Here is a 15,522-nt window from a genome sequence, read left to right as displayed (position 1 = left end):
CGATTGGACACGGCGGCTGCGGAATCGTACGTCGGTTGGTGACTTATGATCATCACGCCACTCCACCCAGCCTCTGCCGCTCAGGCACTTCGACGAGTCCGACGCCGCGAAGCCGACGGGCTCGACTCGTCTGCCGATCCGCGTGCGTCGACGCAGGACGAGGTGCAGGTCTCGCACGAGGCAACGCATCCGTCGTGTTCGGAGATCGTCTTGCACAGCGAGGTTGATCCGCGTGTCGCACTGGCATCGGCGTTTCTGAAGGTACACCGCCGCGTGCTGACCCGACGACCGGCTACGGTCGCCCGTGCCTGAATCGCGTCGCGGCCGACTGACGATCTACCCGAGCATCGACCTGCGTGGCGGCGAAGTCGTTCGCCTGGCGCAGGGGGATTTTGAAAGGCAGACGACTTACGACCGCGACCCGGCTCTGCTGGTTCAGCAGTGGGCGAACCTCGGGGCCGAGCGGCTTCACGTGGTCGACCTGGACGGTGCCAAAGCCGGAGCGGTACAGCAGGCCGAGGCGATCGAAGCAATCGTGCGGGCCGAGCCTCGGCTGAAGGTCCAGGCCGGCGGCGGTGTACGGGAGATCGACGACGTGCGACGCCTGTTGAACGCGGGTTGCGATCGCGTTGTCGTCGGGACTCGCGGCGTGCGCGATCGCGCGTGGTTGGAATCGATCCTCAGTGGCGACGACATCGCCGGGCGGGTGGTTCTGGCCGTCGATGCCAAAGGCGGCCGCGTGGCGGTGGGCGGTTGGCAGGAGACGACGGACGTGGCGGTGCTCGACCTTGCCGCGGACGTGTCAACCTTGCCGCTGGCGGCGCTGCTGTACACCGACGTTGCCCGCGACGGCATGATGACTGGGACGGATGCCGACGGCACGCAACAGCTTGCCCGCGCGACCGAGTTGCCCGTGCTTGCCAGTGGAGGCGTCGGGTCGATCGACGATCTGCAGCCACTCATCAGTTCCGATGTCGAAGGCGTCATCGTCGGACGCGCGCTCCATGAAGGCACCCTCGACCTCGAAGCCGCGCTGCGCCTCGGTCGTGGGGTCGATTGAAGTGATTTCTGAAATCGAAGCCCCGGGTTGAGCGGAGCGATGCCCGGGAACGCAGCACGTTGCGCCCTCGCTCCCGGGCATCGCTTCGCTCAACCCTGGGCTTCACAAGTCACAAGTCACAAGTCACAAGTCACAAGTCACAAGTCGCGACCCACGACTCACGGAAGCGGGAGTCCGTCGAACGCGAAGGGCAGCTCGAGCCAGACGAGGCGTCGTGGCAGTTCGCAGCGTGCGGAGGGGTGCTCCTCGCCATCCTCGGCGCGGGCGACGAAGTCGATCTCGATCTGCGGGCCCATCGGGTCGGCGAAATCGATGCGCGTCGAGCCACGCGTCAGTCGGCCTGCGTCGTTCTCGAGCAGAAGTCCCGTCAATGCCGTCGAGACCAGGTGCTGGGTCGTGCGATCGGGCGTGCTGCGGAGCGTCGCCTGGAACTGCCACCGCGCCCGTCGGCCGCGGCTGCCGGTGAGGTCCTCGCCGCGGACGATCGTCACGGCGACGGGTTCGCCGGCGATCATCCACTCCTGGTGCGTCGCCTCGGGAGCGAGGGTGGCGTGGTACATGTCGCCGCCGACGGCGCCAGAGATGGTGCCGGCGATGCCGAACGTTTCGCCCGTGGCTTGTCCGTCCAAGTCGACGCCGAGCCGCAGCCGACCGGCCGACCAGATCGCGACGGTCTCGTGCGGCGTCTCGCTCGATCGTCCCGGCGGCAGGAGATCAACGCCCTGCTCGTTGGTCGCCTCGTCCCAGACGACGCGGAACTCGCGAAGGCCGATCTGATAGCGCGGCTCGAGCAACGCCTCGAGCTCGACCCGAAGAGAGTGATCGTCGGCCACGCTGGCCGGTGCGTCGATGCTCGGAAGCGCGGCCGTGAAGTCGACTTCACGCAAATGACGCACGGCCCTCACGATCACCGCCGCGGGGCCGGAGACGCTCATCGGTCCGGCAAGCTGTCGCTCGCCGTTCGCCGCAACCAATGCCATTTGCAGGTTTCGCGATCCACCCGCACTGACGGCGATGTCCCAGTCGTGATCACGGCAGAGCTGGGCGACGACGTGCCAGAACGGGCCGTGCCGGTCGACGTTCACATCGCTCGCGAGGCCGGAACCACGCATCAGTCGCATGCCGCTCGCGGCGTTCAGACTGGCGATGACATCGGCGACGGATTCGGACCGAACGCTGACTGCCGACGACGACGTGTGCGCCGACTCGCGGACGGCTTCGGCGACCAGCGTGAGGTCGCTGTTGACCTCGTCCTCCGAGGTCTGCTGGAGCGTCGCCTCAATCCGCGGTAGCACACTGCGGCCACGACGCACGATCGCCTCGGCGGCGGCTTTACGGGTGGCCCAGTCGTCGCTTGCCAGCTCGCTTGCGAGCGTGACGTAATCGCGTGGCTCGCTCGTCGGCTCGTCGGCCGGAGCAGCGGACGTCACCACGGCCAGGACGGCCACGGCGAACGGGAGTCGAATCGGTCGCATCATCGGACGCCTCCTGCCGAATGGTCGACAGCTGGAATCGTCGGTCAGGAGCTCCGGGAACGGCCTCGGAACATCGCCCGCAGACACCAGGTCCCGGACGTAGCGGACATCGGCACGCGGCACCGATTCGCATGAGCCGACTTCCGAAACTCGCGCATTACCGGCCTACCCTCGCCGTTCCGCCTCGTGGGACGAAGGACGCGTCTCGGCAGGCGAGAAGCGCAACGCCATGTCTGTCAGCAACAAGCATCAGGATGCTACCGAAACCGCCGCCGCGGCTGCTGCGGAATCCAGCCGCGTTGTGGCCACGCCCGAACTCGCAACGGGCGTTTCCGCTGGGTCGTCGACGCCCGTCATGCCGCCGAATCTGCCGCTCACCGAGCTTGCCGCGGCGGCGTTTCGGCGGTGGCTCGTCAGCAAGGACTGCGGCAACTGGCACGTCTTCCACTCCGGCGACGACGAGCTGTACGACGTCGAGCAATCGCTCGACCGACTCCTCGACGAAGGCGAAGCGCAGCCGACCTGGGAACCCGCCCCGCCGCTGACCGGCCCGGCAGGCATGGCCGAACAGGTGCTCGTCCGCAACGACGACTCCGACGCCTTTCGCCCGGGACGCCTCTTCCAGCCCGGCTTCCTCATGGTCGGCCAGTTCCGCGTCGCCTTGGCACGCTGGTACTGGATCGACCCGGATTACAACGCACCCGACACGCTCTGGCTCGCGGCCTGCGAGAGCGAGGAGGCGTACGACGAGCTGCGCGACCGCGTGAAGGAGCTGCGGCACGAGGGCAACGTCGCGGTCTGGCAGATCGTCCGCGGGCCGGCCTCGCACGACGGGCCACGCATCAAGCGCAAACGCTCGGCAGGCAAGGAGCTCGTCATCAGCGATGAGTTGCGGCAGCGGCTGGATCGCGACCTGCTGGGCTTCTTCAAGCCGGGCGTGAAGTCGCTCTACAAGAAGCTCGACGTGCCGTATCGACGTGGCGTGCTGCTCCACGGCCCGCCGGGCAACGGCAAGACGAGCCTGCTCCGCATGGTCGGCGGGCGACTGCCGAAGGTGCCGTTCATGCTGCTCCGGCCTGACCGCCAGATCAGCGGGAACGCGCTGCGCCAGATCATCGACCGCTGGCAACGCCAGGCCCCGGCTGCGCTGGTCATCGAGGACCTCAACTGGCTGCTGGAGCAGGTCGACGTCAGCCAGTTCCTCAACCTCATCGACGGCGTCGAGCGGCAGGACGCCAAGGGCCTGTTGCTGGTCGCGACGACCAACTACCCCGAAAAGCTCGACCCGGCCGTCAACAACCGCCCCGGGCGGTTCGACGTCGTCATGGAGTTGCCCAACCCTGACCTCGCCCTTCGACGCGAGTTCTTCGAAAAGAACCTCGCCAAGGACGACCATCTCGGCCAGTCGGCCCGCGAGGACGCTGCCAAGAACTCCGACGGCCTGAGCTTCGCCCACCTCCGCGAAATCCTCCGCCTCAGCGGCCTGCTCGCGATCGAGGACGGCCGACGCGAACGCACGGAGGCCGACCTGAAGAAGGCCGTCAGCCTCGTCCGCGAAGGCAACGACCGCGCCCGCCGCGGCTTCCCCAAACCGCCGGAGATTCCGTTCGGGCTGTCGATGGGGAGAGTGTGAGCGTCACGCCGTGACCAGCTGCCGTTCGTAGAGGTCGCGGTAGACGTCGCTCGTGTCCAGCAGTTCGTCGTGCGGGCCGACGGCGACAAGGCGGCCGGCGTTGAGGACGGCGATGCGGTCGCAGTCGAGGATCGTGCTGAAGCGGTGCGCGATCACGAACGTCGTCCGCCCCTTCATGAGCCGGCCGATGGCTTGTTGGATGAGGTGCTCGCTTTGCGCGTCGACTTGGCTCGTGGCCTCATCGAGGATCAGCACCGGCGGGTCGCGCAGGATCGCGCGGGCGATGTTGAGACGCTGGCGTTGTCCGCCGGAAAGTTGCCCGCCCAGGCCGGAGAGGAAGGCGTCGTAGCCGCTTGGCTTGTCCTGGATGAACTCGTGGGCCTCGGCCTGTTTGGCGGCGTCGATGATTTCCTCGCGCGTCGCGTCGGGTCGGCCGTAGGCGATGTTGTGAGCGATGGTGCCGGCGAAGACGTGGGCGTCCTGCGTGACGACGCCGATGAGCTGGCGAAGCTCGGCCAGGTCGAGCTCGCGGACGTCGGTGCCGTCGATGGTCACGCGGCCACTCGTCGGGTCGTAAAACCGCGGCAGCATGGAGAGCAGCGTCGTCTTGCCACTGCCGTTCCGCCCGACGACGGCCACTGACTCGCCGGCCTGCACGCTGAGCGACACATCCTGCAACGCCGGCGGCTCGTGCTCGGCGTAGGCGAAGGTGACGGAATCGAAGCTGATTTGGTCATCGACTCGGAGATCGCGAAGACGCGAAGACGCGAAGTCAGACGCGAAGGTGAGAGAAGGTTCTGAAGCACTCACCTCATCATCTGCTCTGCTCTTCGCGTCACTCTTCGTGTCTTCGCGTCTTTGCGATCTCTGACTTTCGACAGGCAGGTCGATCATCTCGAAGACCCGTTCGCCGGCGGCGTTGGCCTTGGACAGGACGACGTTCAGCTTGCTGATCCGCCGCACCGACTCGGCAATCTGCACGAGCGAGGCGAAGACCATGATCGCAGAGGCGGCGCTCAGGCTCTGGTCGATGCGGACGAGGTAGATCGCCACGACGAAGACGACGCCGATGGCGAGCGTTGCCAGCGTGCCCATGACCGGCGTGCTTAGCGCGTCGTACCGCGCGAGCCTCAGCTGGAAGCCCAGCAGACTGTCGAGGATGACCCGCAGCCGGCCGACTTCCGCGGCCTCCGCGTTGTTGGCCTTGACGATCTTGATGCCCGTCAGCGTGCCCTCGATTTGCCCCAGAAGTTCGGCGTTTTCTTCGAGCGCCTTGCGGCCGGCGCGACGCATCTTCTTGCCGAAGCGTTTGAGGACGAGCAGCATGATCGGGGCGAAGCCGATGACGAGCAGGGTCAGTCGCCAGTCGAGCCAAAGCGCGAACGCCAGGCCGAAGAGCGCGAGGATCGGCTCCTGCACGGCCCGGCCGAGGAGCGTGCGGAGGCCTTCCTGCAGCTGGGCCGCGTCGCCGATGATGCGGCTGGTGACGTCGCCCGTGCCAGTCCGGCCGAAGCCGGCGATGGGCGTTCGGAGCGTGTGGTCGTACAGGTCGCGTCGGATGTCGTTGACGGCCGAGAGCGCGACCTTGTTGCTGATGAACTCCTGGACGAAACGGAAGAGGTTGCTGACGATGTTGAGGACGAGCGCGATCCCCATGATCCACGCCGCCGCCCCGACGGGGCTGGAGGGCAACAGGTAGACGACGCGACGGAGGAGGCGGAGGTGAAGGGAGACGTCGTTCTGCCGAACGGTCGTGCTGCTCCCGTAATCGCTGACGATGGCACCGCGGGGAACGTTGACGTAGGGCACGACATCCGTGTCGTAAGGAGCAAGGTCAGACGGAGTGCCAGATGCGAGGCTGCTCAGGTTCTGCTCGACGTCATCTCCCGCAAACTTCGGCCAGACACCTTTATTGGTGCGCTTACTCGTGGACGAAATCGTCAACTCCATCTCGAGGCCAGAATCATCGATTATCTGGAGTTCAGAGGGATCATCCGCCAGATCGATGCCCCACCGCTGTTCCGCCACCATCCGGTCGACCCACATGCGTGGCGTGTCGCCATTGAGCAGGGTCTGCAGGACCGGCAGGAACGCGCCCAGGCCGCCGAAGAAGGCGCCGCCGGCGAAGAAGGCGCAGACGATGCTGACGATCACCTGCCGCTTGTACGGCCGGAGGTACGCCACCGCCCGCCACACGTATCGCCGCCGCTCCTTCTTGGGGCGACGCTTCGACTGGTACTCGAGGACGGGCTTCTCTTCAGACATTGCGGCAGACCGCGTCGATTCCGTTCGACGCGGACGACACGGTACGGGCTAGCGGCCGCGGCTGCATCCGGGGGCACGACGCCGCAACCTCGCCGCGGCTGGCCGATATAAAGGGCATGCTCAAACAGAAGCTCAAGCCCCTGGTCTTCGGCGGCGTCGGTGGCGGGAACGCGGCGTCCGAGATCGGCCTGCTCGTCCTGCGGGTCACGACCGGTCTGTTCATCGCGTTCGGTCACGGCCTCGGCAAGATCCCGCCCAAGGACGGGTTCGTGCAGTACCTCGACAAGCTCGACGTTCCCATGCCTTACCTGAACGCGTGGATGGCGGGGCTCGGAGAACTGGTCGGAGGTGTCATGCTCGCGCTGGGCCTGGCTACGCGCTTTGCGTCCGCGTGGTTGATTGGCGTGTTCGGCGTTGCGACGTTCGTCGCCAAGGCACCCGCGTTCCGAGGCGAGGCCCCGTTCTGGGTCCCAGCCGAAGGTGCTGCTGAGCCAGCGGTGCTCTACCTCGTTCTCGCGCTGACGTTTCTTCTTGTCGGAAGTGGACGGACGGGCGTCGATCGCTTCCTCCGCAAAAACTGATCCCCGACCCGATCCCACCCATCCCCGAAGCCGACGGGCAGAGCGCAGCGTCGCCCCGGGTCTGGGTCGTTGGTATCCGTCCGGACCCGGGGTGACGCTTCGCTCTACCCACGGCTTCGGGTGGAAGACGCGATTCACTCCGCAACCGTGAGTGTTCGTCGCTCGCTGTCGAGGAACGATTCGACCGTGACGCCCTCGCGTGACAGGTCGATCAGGATCGCACCGTCACGTCCCGTGCGGAGCAATGGGCGATCGCCGATCACGTCGGGCAGGCGACGCTGCTTCTGCGAGAGCCGGCGGCCGTCGCTGGAGACGACCCACTCGGGCAGGCACGCTTCAACGAAGTCCGGCGTCGGCGTCTCGGTGCTGCCGTGATGCGGCGCGACGAGCACGTCGACGTCCGGCAGGTCGTTGCCCATCGCGCCAGTCATGCCATCGGCCTGGAGGTCGCCGGTGAAGAGGACGCGCTGACCTTCATGCTGCAGCGTCGCGACGATCGACGCGTCGTTGGGCGTGAGACCGTCCACTTCAGCTGGTGGCCAGTGGACCTGGAACGACGTGGCCGAGCCCATCGGCACGACGTCGCCGCGCTGGACGATCCGCATCGGCACGTCCGCCTCGGCAATCGCGGCCAGCAAGGCCCGGCCGACGCCGTCGCGTCGGGCGTCGTCCTCGAAGCCGGGCCCCACGACGACTTCGCGAATGCCGTACCGCTCGATGAGATCGGCCGCGCCGTTGTAGTGGTCGAGGTTCGCGTGGCTCAGGACGAGGCGATCGATCCGGGCGATGCCGCGGCTGCGGAGGAACGGGCCGATGCACGATTCCCACGGCTCGGCCAGAGAGATGCTGCCGGCATCGATCATCGTGACCCGGCCGTTGGGCTGCTCGACGACGGCTGCCTGCCCCGCCCCTACCGCGAGCAACGTCACGCGCAACGGCTTCGTCAGCAGTGTCGGCGTCGTCGCGCCCAGCACCGGCATCACGAACAGAAACCCGGCCGCGAGGACGACGGATGCCCGCAAACCCCAGACGAGCGAGGCCGGCGGACGCCGACGCACCGGCCACTTCCGCAGCGTCAGCCAGATGCCGACGAGCGCCAGATACGTCGCGACGACGAGCCACAGCGGCGGCGTCGGCAGGGGCACGTCCGCCAATGGCAGCCGGCTGAACCAGGCGACCGTCGACCGCATCGCCTCCACCGGCCACGAAGCCATCGTCGCCCACCACGCCGCCGCCTCGGGCACCAGCAGCGTCAGCACCACCTTCACCACGCCGCCCAGCAACGACGCGACGACCAACGGCCCGGCGAGGACGCTGGCCGGAATGGACCACAAGTGAAACTGCCCGAAGTGCATCGCCACCAGCGGCATCGACGCCAGCCACGCAATGAGTGCGGCGGCGAAGGCGTCGATCAGCTTCCGGTCGCACCAGTCGGCCAGCCGGACGACTCGACCATCGGGTGTTGCGAGCGCCGCCGCGTCGTCGGGCTGGCGGACGGTCGCCAGTGCCCATCGTCGTGCAGGGCCGGCGAGCAGGATCAGCGCCAGCACCGTCACGAAGCTCAGCTGAAACCCGGCCCGATAGATGTCCAGCGGAAAGACCGCCAGCAGGAGCAGTCCCGCCAGCGCCAGCAGCTGCACGCCGGCGGTGCGTCTGCCGAAGAGGATGCCCGTGCCGAGGCCGACCGCGAGGATGGCCGCGCGCAGCACCGGCGGCGACGGTTCGGCCGCGAGCGTGTACGTCCCGACGACCACGACACACCAGACGGCCGTCAGCCGCGTGCCGGCACCGAGCAGTCGCGCGACTGCGAAGGCCGAGGCCGCGATGATGCCGACGTGCAGTCCGCTGACGGCGAGGAAGTGTCCGGTGCCGCTTGCACGGAAGAGCTCGCGATCGTCATCCATCGCCGGATCGCGCTGGCCGAGGAGCATCGCACGAAGGAGCAGCGCGTCGTCGCGATCGCCAGAGTTGAAGCCGTCGAGCAACGCCGATCGCACGTGTTGCCGAAAGCCGGCGAGTCGGGACGGCGCGGCCTCGCTGAGCACGTCGATCGCGGCCGGGCCGTGGGTGCGGAGGCTGACGGGAACGCGTCGGCCGCGGTAGAAGGCGGCGTAGTCGAACTGGCCTGGGTTCATCGCGCGGCCGGGCTGTTCGAGCCAGCCGAGCAGACGCACGCGTTGCCCGTCGAGGAGGCGCGGGTCGGGCTCACGGATCTGCAGGAGCGCATTGCCTGAGACGTCGACCCAGCCGTCCCAGGTTTCGACGCGATCGATGCGGAGCAGCCCGGCCATCTTCGGCGGACGCGGTCGGCCGGTGTCGGGTTGGCCGACAAGCCTGGGCGTGCCGACGAGCGTGCCTTCGACGCGTGCGAGCCGCGGCGACTCGCTCGCGTATCGGACGACGTGGTCGGCCGGGTAGTGGTAGCGCGCGAGCTGAGCGGCGACGGTGCCGAGGAGGACGAATGCGCCGGTCGCCAGTGCCATCCGCAGCGATGCACGTCGGCCAACGATGGTCGCCACGACGAGGCAGGTGATGACCGTCAGGTAGACGCCGGGGCGAATCGGCAGGCGATCGTGCAGGAGGATGCCGACGACGAAGCAGACGGCGACCGGCACGAGCGGGTAGGCGGCGACCCCGACGGGCCTGATCCGCTCGCGCGGCTCGTCTCGTCGCGGCTCGCCCACGGGTCGAAGCTACCGCGACGTGCTGCAGGTGCAAGGGCGTTGCTCGAGATTCGGACTGCGGGCCGTAGCCCCGCAGCTACCTGATTTGCAGAGTAGCTCGACGTTCGGGGGTAGTAGCTGCGGGGCTAAGGCCCGCAGTCTGAGCGATCACCCAAACGCCGCCGGTCGCTGAATCGCGTCGACCACGTCGCGCACCTCGCGCATCTCGCGAACGTCGTGCACGCGGATCGCGGACGCCCCGTTGGCGACGGACCACGCGACCGTCGCCGCGGTGGAGAACTGTCGCTTGTCGGCGTCGGGCTGATTCGTGATCGTCCCGAGGAAGCGCTTGCGGCTCGCCCCGACGAGCAGCGGATGGCCGAGGTCCGCGAGTCGCCGGGTGGCCGCGAGAAGCTGGAGGTTGTGACGAACGGTCTTGCCGAAGCCGATGCCGGGGTCGAGCAAGACGCGTCGCGGCTCGACGCCGATGGCCACGGCGCGTTCGAGCAGGAAGGCCTCGACCTCGGCGACGACGTCGTCGTACCGCGGGTCGTCCTGCATGGTCTTCGAGTCGCCGAGCCGGTGCATGAGGACGACCGCCTTCGCCTCGGCCATCGCGGCGGGCATGTCGGGATCGTCGCGACCTGCGGCGACGTCGTTGACGACACTCGCCCCGGCCGACATCGCTGGTCGGCCCACGGCCGCGCTCGTCGTGTCGATGCTGACCACGACGCCGGCCGTCACGCCTGCCTCGACGGCCGGCATCACCCGGCGGATCTGTTCGTCGGCATCGACCGACTCGCTGCCCGGACGGGTGCTCTCGCCGCCGACGTCGATCCAGTCGGCCCCGTCGTCGATCATCTGCCGCACCCGATCCCGCGCCGCGTCCGGCGACAGGTAGAGCCCGCCGTCGCTGAAGCTGTCGGGCGTGGCGTTGAGGATGCCGACGATGATCGGGCGGCGCTGCGGATCGTCGAGCCAGGCGTCTAGGTCGTCGGGAGCCATGCGGAAGTTAAGGCACAAGGGTTGAGGCTGCGGGCTACCGAAGCACGCGAACGGCGAGCGCGCTGTTCTTGCTGCCAAACGCGATGCAGTTGCACAGGAGCAAGTCGACCGTCGCCTCGCGAGCGACGTTCGGGCAGTAGTCGAGGTCGCACTCGGAGTCCGGGTCGTCGAGGTTGATCGTCGGATGGACGAAGCCCTCGCGCGCCGACAGCAGCGCCGCGGCCAGTCCCGCAGCACCGCCGGCACCTTGCGGGTGGCCGATGAGCGACTTGGTCGCGCTCATCGGGACGAGCCTCGCCCGATCGCCGAGCAGCTTGTGCATCGCCAGCGTCTCGAGGCGATCGTTCATCTCGGTGCTCGTGCCGTGCAGGTTGACGCTGTCGACCTCACCCGGCGTGGCACCGGCGTCAACCAGGGCGTCGCTCATCGCGCGGACGCACTCGGTGACGTCGGGCGCGATGCGGACGCGGTGGTAGGCGTCGCTCGTGCTGCCGTAGCCGGCCAGCTCGCCCAGCGGCTCACCACCCTGCCGCCAGCCGTCGCGTTCGACGACGAACATCCACGCCCCCTCGGCCAGAACGAGCCCGTCTCGGGTTTTCGTGAAGGGCCGGGAGCTTTGCGTCGGGTCGTCCCAGAGGCGGGTCGAGACGACGCCCATGCGTTCGAAGCCGCGGAGGATGCCGGGGGCGATCGGTGCGTCCGCCCCGCCGCAGACGACGGCGTCGCATCGGCCCGAGCGGATCAGCATGAGCACGTAGCCGAGCGCGTCGGTGGAGGAGGCGCAGCCGGTCGAGACGACGTGGCTTGGTCCACGAAGTCCGAGTGCGATGGAGAGTTCGCCCGCGAGGTTGCCGTGGGTGCCGCCGGTGATCGAGTACGGCGACGCCCCACCGCGGCCGGTGTAGAGGCGTGCGTACTGCTCCTCGACGAACGACAGCCCGCCTCCTCCCGTGCCGAGGACGAGGCCGACGCGTCGACTTGCTGCTTCGTCATTGACGTCGAGGCTCGCCTGCTCGACGGCTTCCCTCGCCGCCGCCAACGCCAGCGGCACGACCGGCGGCACCCGCTTCAGATCGGCGGCATCGAGGTGGTCTGCCGGCTCGAAGTCAACGACCTGTCCGACGCTGCTCGTCCGCTCGCCCCACCCCTCCGGCGGCCGCCGCAGCCCCGATTGTCCGGTAACACACGCCTCGACAAACGCGCGTTTGCCAACCCCATTCGGCGAGACGCAGCCGACACCGGTAATGATGGCCTTCGGGTACAACGCCCAAGGCTACGCCTCACCCGCCAATCAATCGGTCGTAGTCGGCGTGCGTGCCGATCCAGACCCACATGACCACATCGCCGTCGGGCACACCGACCGCCCGGTAGTCCAATCCGACCCGGACCGAGCAGTACCTGCCGATTCGCTTGAAGTGGAGCGACGGGTGCCGCTCATCGTGCTTCAGGAGCTCATAATTCTCACGCGCACGCCGTTGCTCCTGTTGCGGCGGCTTGTCCAGAAGCCGCCAGAACGACTTGGCTGCACGGTGCTTCACGCTCCCCGCCGCTTCATGCCGTCGACGACGTCTTCAGCCGTCTCGCCACGCATCTCTTCGAGTGCCGCGTCTGCGAATGCATCGAGCTTGCCGTCGGCGACGTCGCGCTCGATCTGCTCGTCCCAGGCGTCGGCGTCGCGCTCCTCCCACCACCGCCGAAAGGCCGCGACCTCCTCCGGCGGCATTCGCCGGATCGCCTCTTGAACCTCGGCCAGGGTCGACATTGTCGTAGTCTACACGAATCGCCTACCGATCCAGCTCCGCGGCGATGACGTTGATGCTGCCGAGAATGGCGACGACGTCGCTGACGGTGTGGCCCTCGATCAGCTTCGGGAAGGTCTGGTAGTTGAAGAAGATCGGCCCGCGCGTGCGGACCCGCCACGGGACATTGCTTCCGTCGCTGACGACGTAGTAGCCGAGCTCGCCGTTGGCGCTCTCGATCCGGCCGTAGGCCTCACCCTTGGGGGTCTCGAAGCCGCGGTTGGTCATGATCATCTCGAAGTGCTGGATGAGGCCTTCGATGCTGCCGTAGACCTGCTCCTTGGGCGGGAGCACTTCCTTGCCTTCGGGGCTGACGTTGACCGGGCCGCCGGGGAGCTTGTCGATGAGCTGGGCGATGATGCTCGCCGACTGCTTCATTTCCTCAAGCCTTACCAGGAAACGGGCATACACGTCGCCCGTCTCCATCACCGGTACCTTGAACTCGGGTGCCTCGGCCCCCTCGCCGTCCCAGTTGTCGGCGAAGCAGAGGTAGGGTTCTTCCTTGCGCAGGTCGCGCTTCACGCCGCTCGCACGCGCCATCGGGCCGGTGACGCTCCAGGCGGTGGCTTCCTCGGGGCTGAGCACGCCGATGCCCTTGGTCCGCTCGACGAAGATGCGGTTGCGGTTGAGGAGTTTCTCCATGTCGCCGATCGCTTCAGGCAGCGAGTCGTTGATGAAGTTCTTGACCATCCGCTTGTAAACGGCCTCGTCGGGCAGGTCCTGGTTGAGCCCGCCGACACGCGTCCAGCCGGTGTGATACCGCTGGCCGGTCATGAACTCGACGATGTCGTAGATGTGCTCCCGCTGGTTGAAACCGTACAAAAAGCTGGTGAAAGCACCCAAATCCAGACCCGCGGCCGCGCAGCAGAGGAGGTGGCTCTGGATACGTCCCAGCTCGCCGGCGATGGTGCGAAGGACCTTGGTCCGTGGGGTCAGCTCGATGCCCATGAGCCGCTCGGCCGCGTCGTGCCAGGCCAGCTCGTTGTAGATCGGAGCGGAGTAGTCCATCCGATCGACGATCGTGACGTACTGGTTGTAGTTGAGGTGTTCGCCCAGCTTCTCGAAGCCCGAGTGGAGGTAGCCGATGTGGGGCGTGCACTTGACCACGCGTTCGCCGTCGAGCTCGAGGACGAGCCGGAGGGTGGTGTGCGTGGCCGGGTGCTGCGGGCCGAAGTTGAGGGTCCAGCGGTTGGAGCCGACGTCGTCATCGGTCTCGGCGGGCAGCAGTTCGGCCGGTGCTTCTTCAAGGGTGTAGGGCATGCGGTACGTTCCTTCGGCCGACTGTAGCGTGGCCCCCTGCCCTACCGCCGGCATAGCTTTCAAGTTTCGATTGATGTTTGTGATTTGTTAAAATAAATTAAACCGGCGACGCTGACGATCAAGCGTCGGCGGCGGTTCATGGTGTCGCTGTGATGTCCGTTCCGCGGCCGAGTCAGTGCTGTGAAACGACGCGGGCATCCGCGATTCTGACGCCTCAATGGTCGCCAGATTGGTTCGACAGGTGCGAGTACCGGCCGGGATCTCGTGATGACCGCCGTAGACCGTAAAACAGCCCGGCCCCGCCCCGCCGGCGACCCCAACGGTGCCCAACTTCACCTCCGCTCCGTCCGGCCCGCACATGCTGCGGCGATTTTCGCAACAGCAGCGCGCTGCGGCGTCATCCTGAGCGAGCGAAGCGAGTCGAAGGACCTCGCCTTTGCCGCTGGGGACGGACGCCAGGCGAGGTCCCTCGGCTGCGCTCGGGATGACGGACAGGGCTTCGTGGCCAACCTCACTGGATGACCATGACTCCAACCGGAGCAGCGACCGGGTTACCGGACCAGCGGTACGCGCCCATTGTGGGGCAACCGACGTAGCAACATCGTGACCCGCCCGACAAGCACGTCGTCGGCAGCTTGAGCTGGCATCGCCCCGACTCCCGACTCCCGACCTCAACTCGCGCACCACGTGGTGCGCGGCACCGACGTGCTTGCCACGAAACCGCCCTGCTCTACGCTCACTCCGTGAGTGCCAAGAAAGCCGATCGGTCCCCCTCGTCTCCACCCTCCGCAGGGAAGTCTGCCAGCGGGAAGCGGCCTCGCCTCGGGCGGGGGCTGAGCAGCCTCATGCAGGTCGACGACGCACCGGCGGAATCGCCTACGAAAGCTGAGACGAAGGCCCCCGCCGCTGCCGACGATCGCCCTGCTGGTGCGCCGCTGCAGGTGGCCGTTGAGGAGATCAAGCCGAATCCGCACCAGCCCCGCCGGGCGTTCGGACCGGCATCGCTGGCGGAACTGGCAGCCTCGCTGAAGGTCAACGGCGTCATCCAGCCGCTCGTTGCGACCCGCCGAACCGACGGCTCGCTTGAGCTCGTCGCCGGCGAACGACGCCTCCGGGCGGCCAAGCTGGCTCAGCTCAGCCACGTCCCCGTCGTCCTGCGCGAGACCGACGCCTCCGCCCAGGCGGAGATGGCGCTCGTCGAAAACATCCAACGCGAAGACCTCAACCCCATCGACCGCGGCGAGGCCTACAAGGCCCTGCAACGCCAGCTCGGCGTGACGCAGATCGAACTCGCAGAACGCCTCGGCGAGGATCGCGGCACCGTCAACGCCCACTTCCGCATCCTGGAACTGCCCGAGCCGATTCGCGAGATGATCCGCGACGATCGGCTGCAGCTCGGCCACGGCAAGGTTCTTGCAGGCGTCGAGGATGCCGACAAGCAGCTCCGCCTGGCCAACATCGCGGCCGATCAGTCGCTGAGCGTCCGCCAGCTCGAACGGGCGGCCAAGGAGGGGGAGACCGGCGTGAGCAAGGCCGGGGCTGAGCGGAAGGCCAAGGACGCCTACCTGAGCCAGCTGGGCCAGACGCTCAGCAAGAGCATCGGCACAGACTGCACCGTCGCCACAGCCGGAAAGGGTGGGTACAAGCTGACCGTGACGCTGCGGAACGCCGAGCAATTCGACAAGTTCATGGACAAGCTCGGGGTGAGCCTTGACACCTAGCCACCCTACCCCGCGCACCACGTGGTGCGCGGACGGACCGTACCAAGGGTAGCTGCGGGG

Annotated in this window: 12 protein-coding genes; 4 read left to right on the top strand and 8 right to left on the bottom strand. The window is 67.5% G+C overall.

Features of this window, described 5'->3' with window-relative positions; genetic code table 11:
- Nucleotides 1-304 precede the first annotated feature (304 nt).
- The gene (gene hisA, locus AAGI46_08985; GenBank protein MEM1012343.1) at nucleotides 305-1,060 is read left to right on the top strand and encodes a 1-(5-phosphoribosyl)-5-[(5-phosphoribosylamino)methylideneamino]imidazole-4-carboxamide isomerase; all 756 of its coding nucleotides are present in this window, start codon (nucleotides 305-307) and stop codon (nucleotides 1,058-1,060) included.
- 158 nt (nucleotides 1,061-1,218) lie between these two features.
- On the opposite strand, the gene AAGI46_08980 is transcribed toward hisA, so the two are convergent.
- Nucleotides 1,219-2,538, bottom strand: coding sequence for a hypothetical protein (locus AAGI46_08980; GenBank protein MEM1012342.1), 1,320 nt, complete (start codon nucleotides 2,536-2,538; stop codon nucleotides 1,219-1,221).
- Nucleotides 2,539-2,764: 226 nt separating this feature from the next.
- Here AAGI46_08980 and AAGI46_08975 point away from each other — a divergent pair, with 226 nt between their 5' ends.
- A complete protein-coding gene (locus AAGI46_08975) occupies nucleotides 2,765-4,168 on the top strand; it encodes an ATP-binding protein (GenBank protein ID MEM1012341.1) in 1,404 nt (467 codons plus the stop codon).
- A gap of 3 nt (nucleotides 4,169-4,171) precedes the next feature.
- Here the strand turns inward: AAGI46_08975 and AAGI46_08970 are convergent, their stop codons facing one another.
- Entirely contained in the window at nucleotides 4,172-6,433 is a 2,262-nt protein-coding gene (locus AAGI46_08970) for an ABC transporter ATP-binding protein (GenBank protein MEM1012340.1), read from the bottom strand.
- 116 nt (nucleotides 6,434-6,549) lie between these two features.
- Between AAGI46_08970 and AAGI46_08965 the strand changes: the two genes are divergently transcribed.
- Nucleotides 6,550-7,014, top strand: coding sequence for a DoxX family protein (locus AAGI46_08965; protein ID MEM1012339.1), 465 nt, complete (start codon nucleotides 6,550-6,552; stop codon nucleotides 7,012-7,014).
- A gap of 134 nt (nucleotides 7,015-7,148) precedes the next feature.
- Here AAGI46_08965 and AAGI46_08960 read toward each other — a convergent pair whose 3' ends face one another.
- The 6 genes from AAGI46_08960 to AAGI46_08935 all read right to left on the bottom strand — a co-directional run bounded on the left by AAGI46_08960 (nucleotide 7,149) and on the right by AAGI46_08935 (nucleotide 13,741).
- Nucleotides 7,149-9,698, bottom strand: coding sequence for a ComEC/Rec2 family competence protein (locus tag AAGI46_08960; protein MEM1012338.1), 2,550 nt, complete (start codon nucleotides 9,696-9,698; stop codon nucleotides 7,149-7,151).
- A 147-nt stretch (nucleotides 9,699-9,845) separates the two neighbouring features.
- The gene (gene folP, locus AAGI46_08955) at nucleotides 9,846-10,682 is read right to left on the bottom strand and encodes a dihydropteroate synthase (GenBank protein MEM1012337.1); all 837 of its coding nucleotides are present in this window, start codon (nucleotides 10,680-10,682) and stop codon (nucleotides 9,846-9,848) included.
- 34 nt (nucleotides 10,683-10,716) lie between these two features.
- Nucleotides 10,717-11,946 (bottom strand): beta-ketoacyl-[acyl-carrier-protein] synthase family protein, encoded by a 1,230-nt coding sequence (locus tag AAGI46_08950; protein ID MEM1012336.1) that lies wholly within the window; start codon nucleotides 11,944-11,946, stop codon nucleotides 10,717-10,719.
- Between the two features lie 16 nt (nucleotides 11,947-11,962).
- On the bottom strand, nucleotides 11,963-12,184 hold the full coding sequence (locus AAGI46_08945; protein ID MEM1012335.1) for a hypothetical protein: 222 nt from the start codon (nucleotides 12,182-12,184) through the stop codon (nucleotides 11,963-11,965).
- A 32-nt stretch (nucleotides 12,185-12,216) separates the two neighbouring features.
- Nucleotides 12,217-12,444, bottom strand: a complete 228-nt coding sequence (locus AAGI46_08940) for a hypothetical protein (protein ID MEM1012334.1) — start codon at nucleotides 12,442-12,444, stop codon at nucleotides 12,217-12,219.
- A gap of 22 nt (nucleotides 12,445-12,466) precedes the next feature.
- A complete protein-coding gene (locus AAGI46_08935; protein ID MEM1012333.1) occupies nucleotides 12,467-13,741 on the bottom strand; it encodes an NADH-quinone oxidoreductase subunit D in 1,275 nt (424 codons plus the stop codon).
- An 845-nt stretch (nucleotides 13,742-14,586) separates the two neighbouring features.
- Between AAGI46_08935 and AAGI46_08930 the strand changes: the two genes are divergently transcribed.
- The gene (locus AAGI46_08930) at nucleotides 14,587-15,462 is read left to right on the top strand and encodes a ParB/RepB/Spo0J family partition protein (protein MEM1012332.1); all 876 of its coding nucleotides are present in this window, start codon (nucleotides 14,587-14,589) and stop codon (nucleotides 15,460-15,462) included.
- Nucleotides 15,463-15,522: the final 60 nt, after the last annotated feature.

This window comes from Planctomycetota bacterium, from assembly GCA_038746835.1.
Taxonomy (GTDB): domain Bacteria; phylum Planctomycetota; class Phycisphaerae; order Tepidisphaerales; family Tepidisphaeraceae; genus JBCDKH01.
Note: the sequence above shows the minus strand (reverse complement) of the source record. Positions and strands in the feature narration are given on the sequence as shown.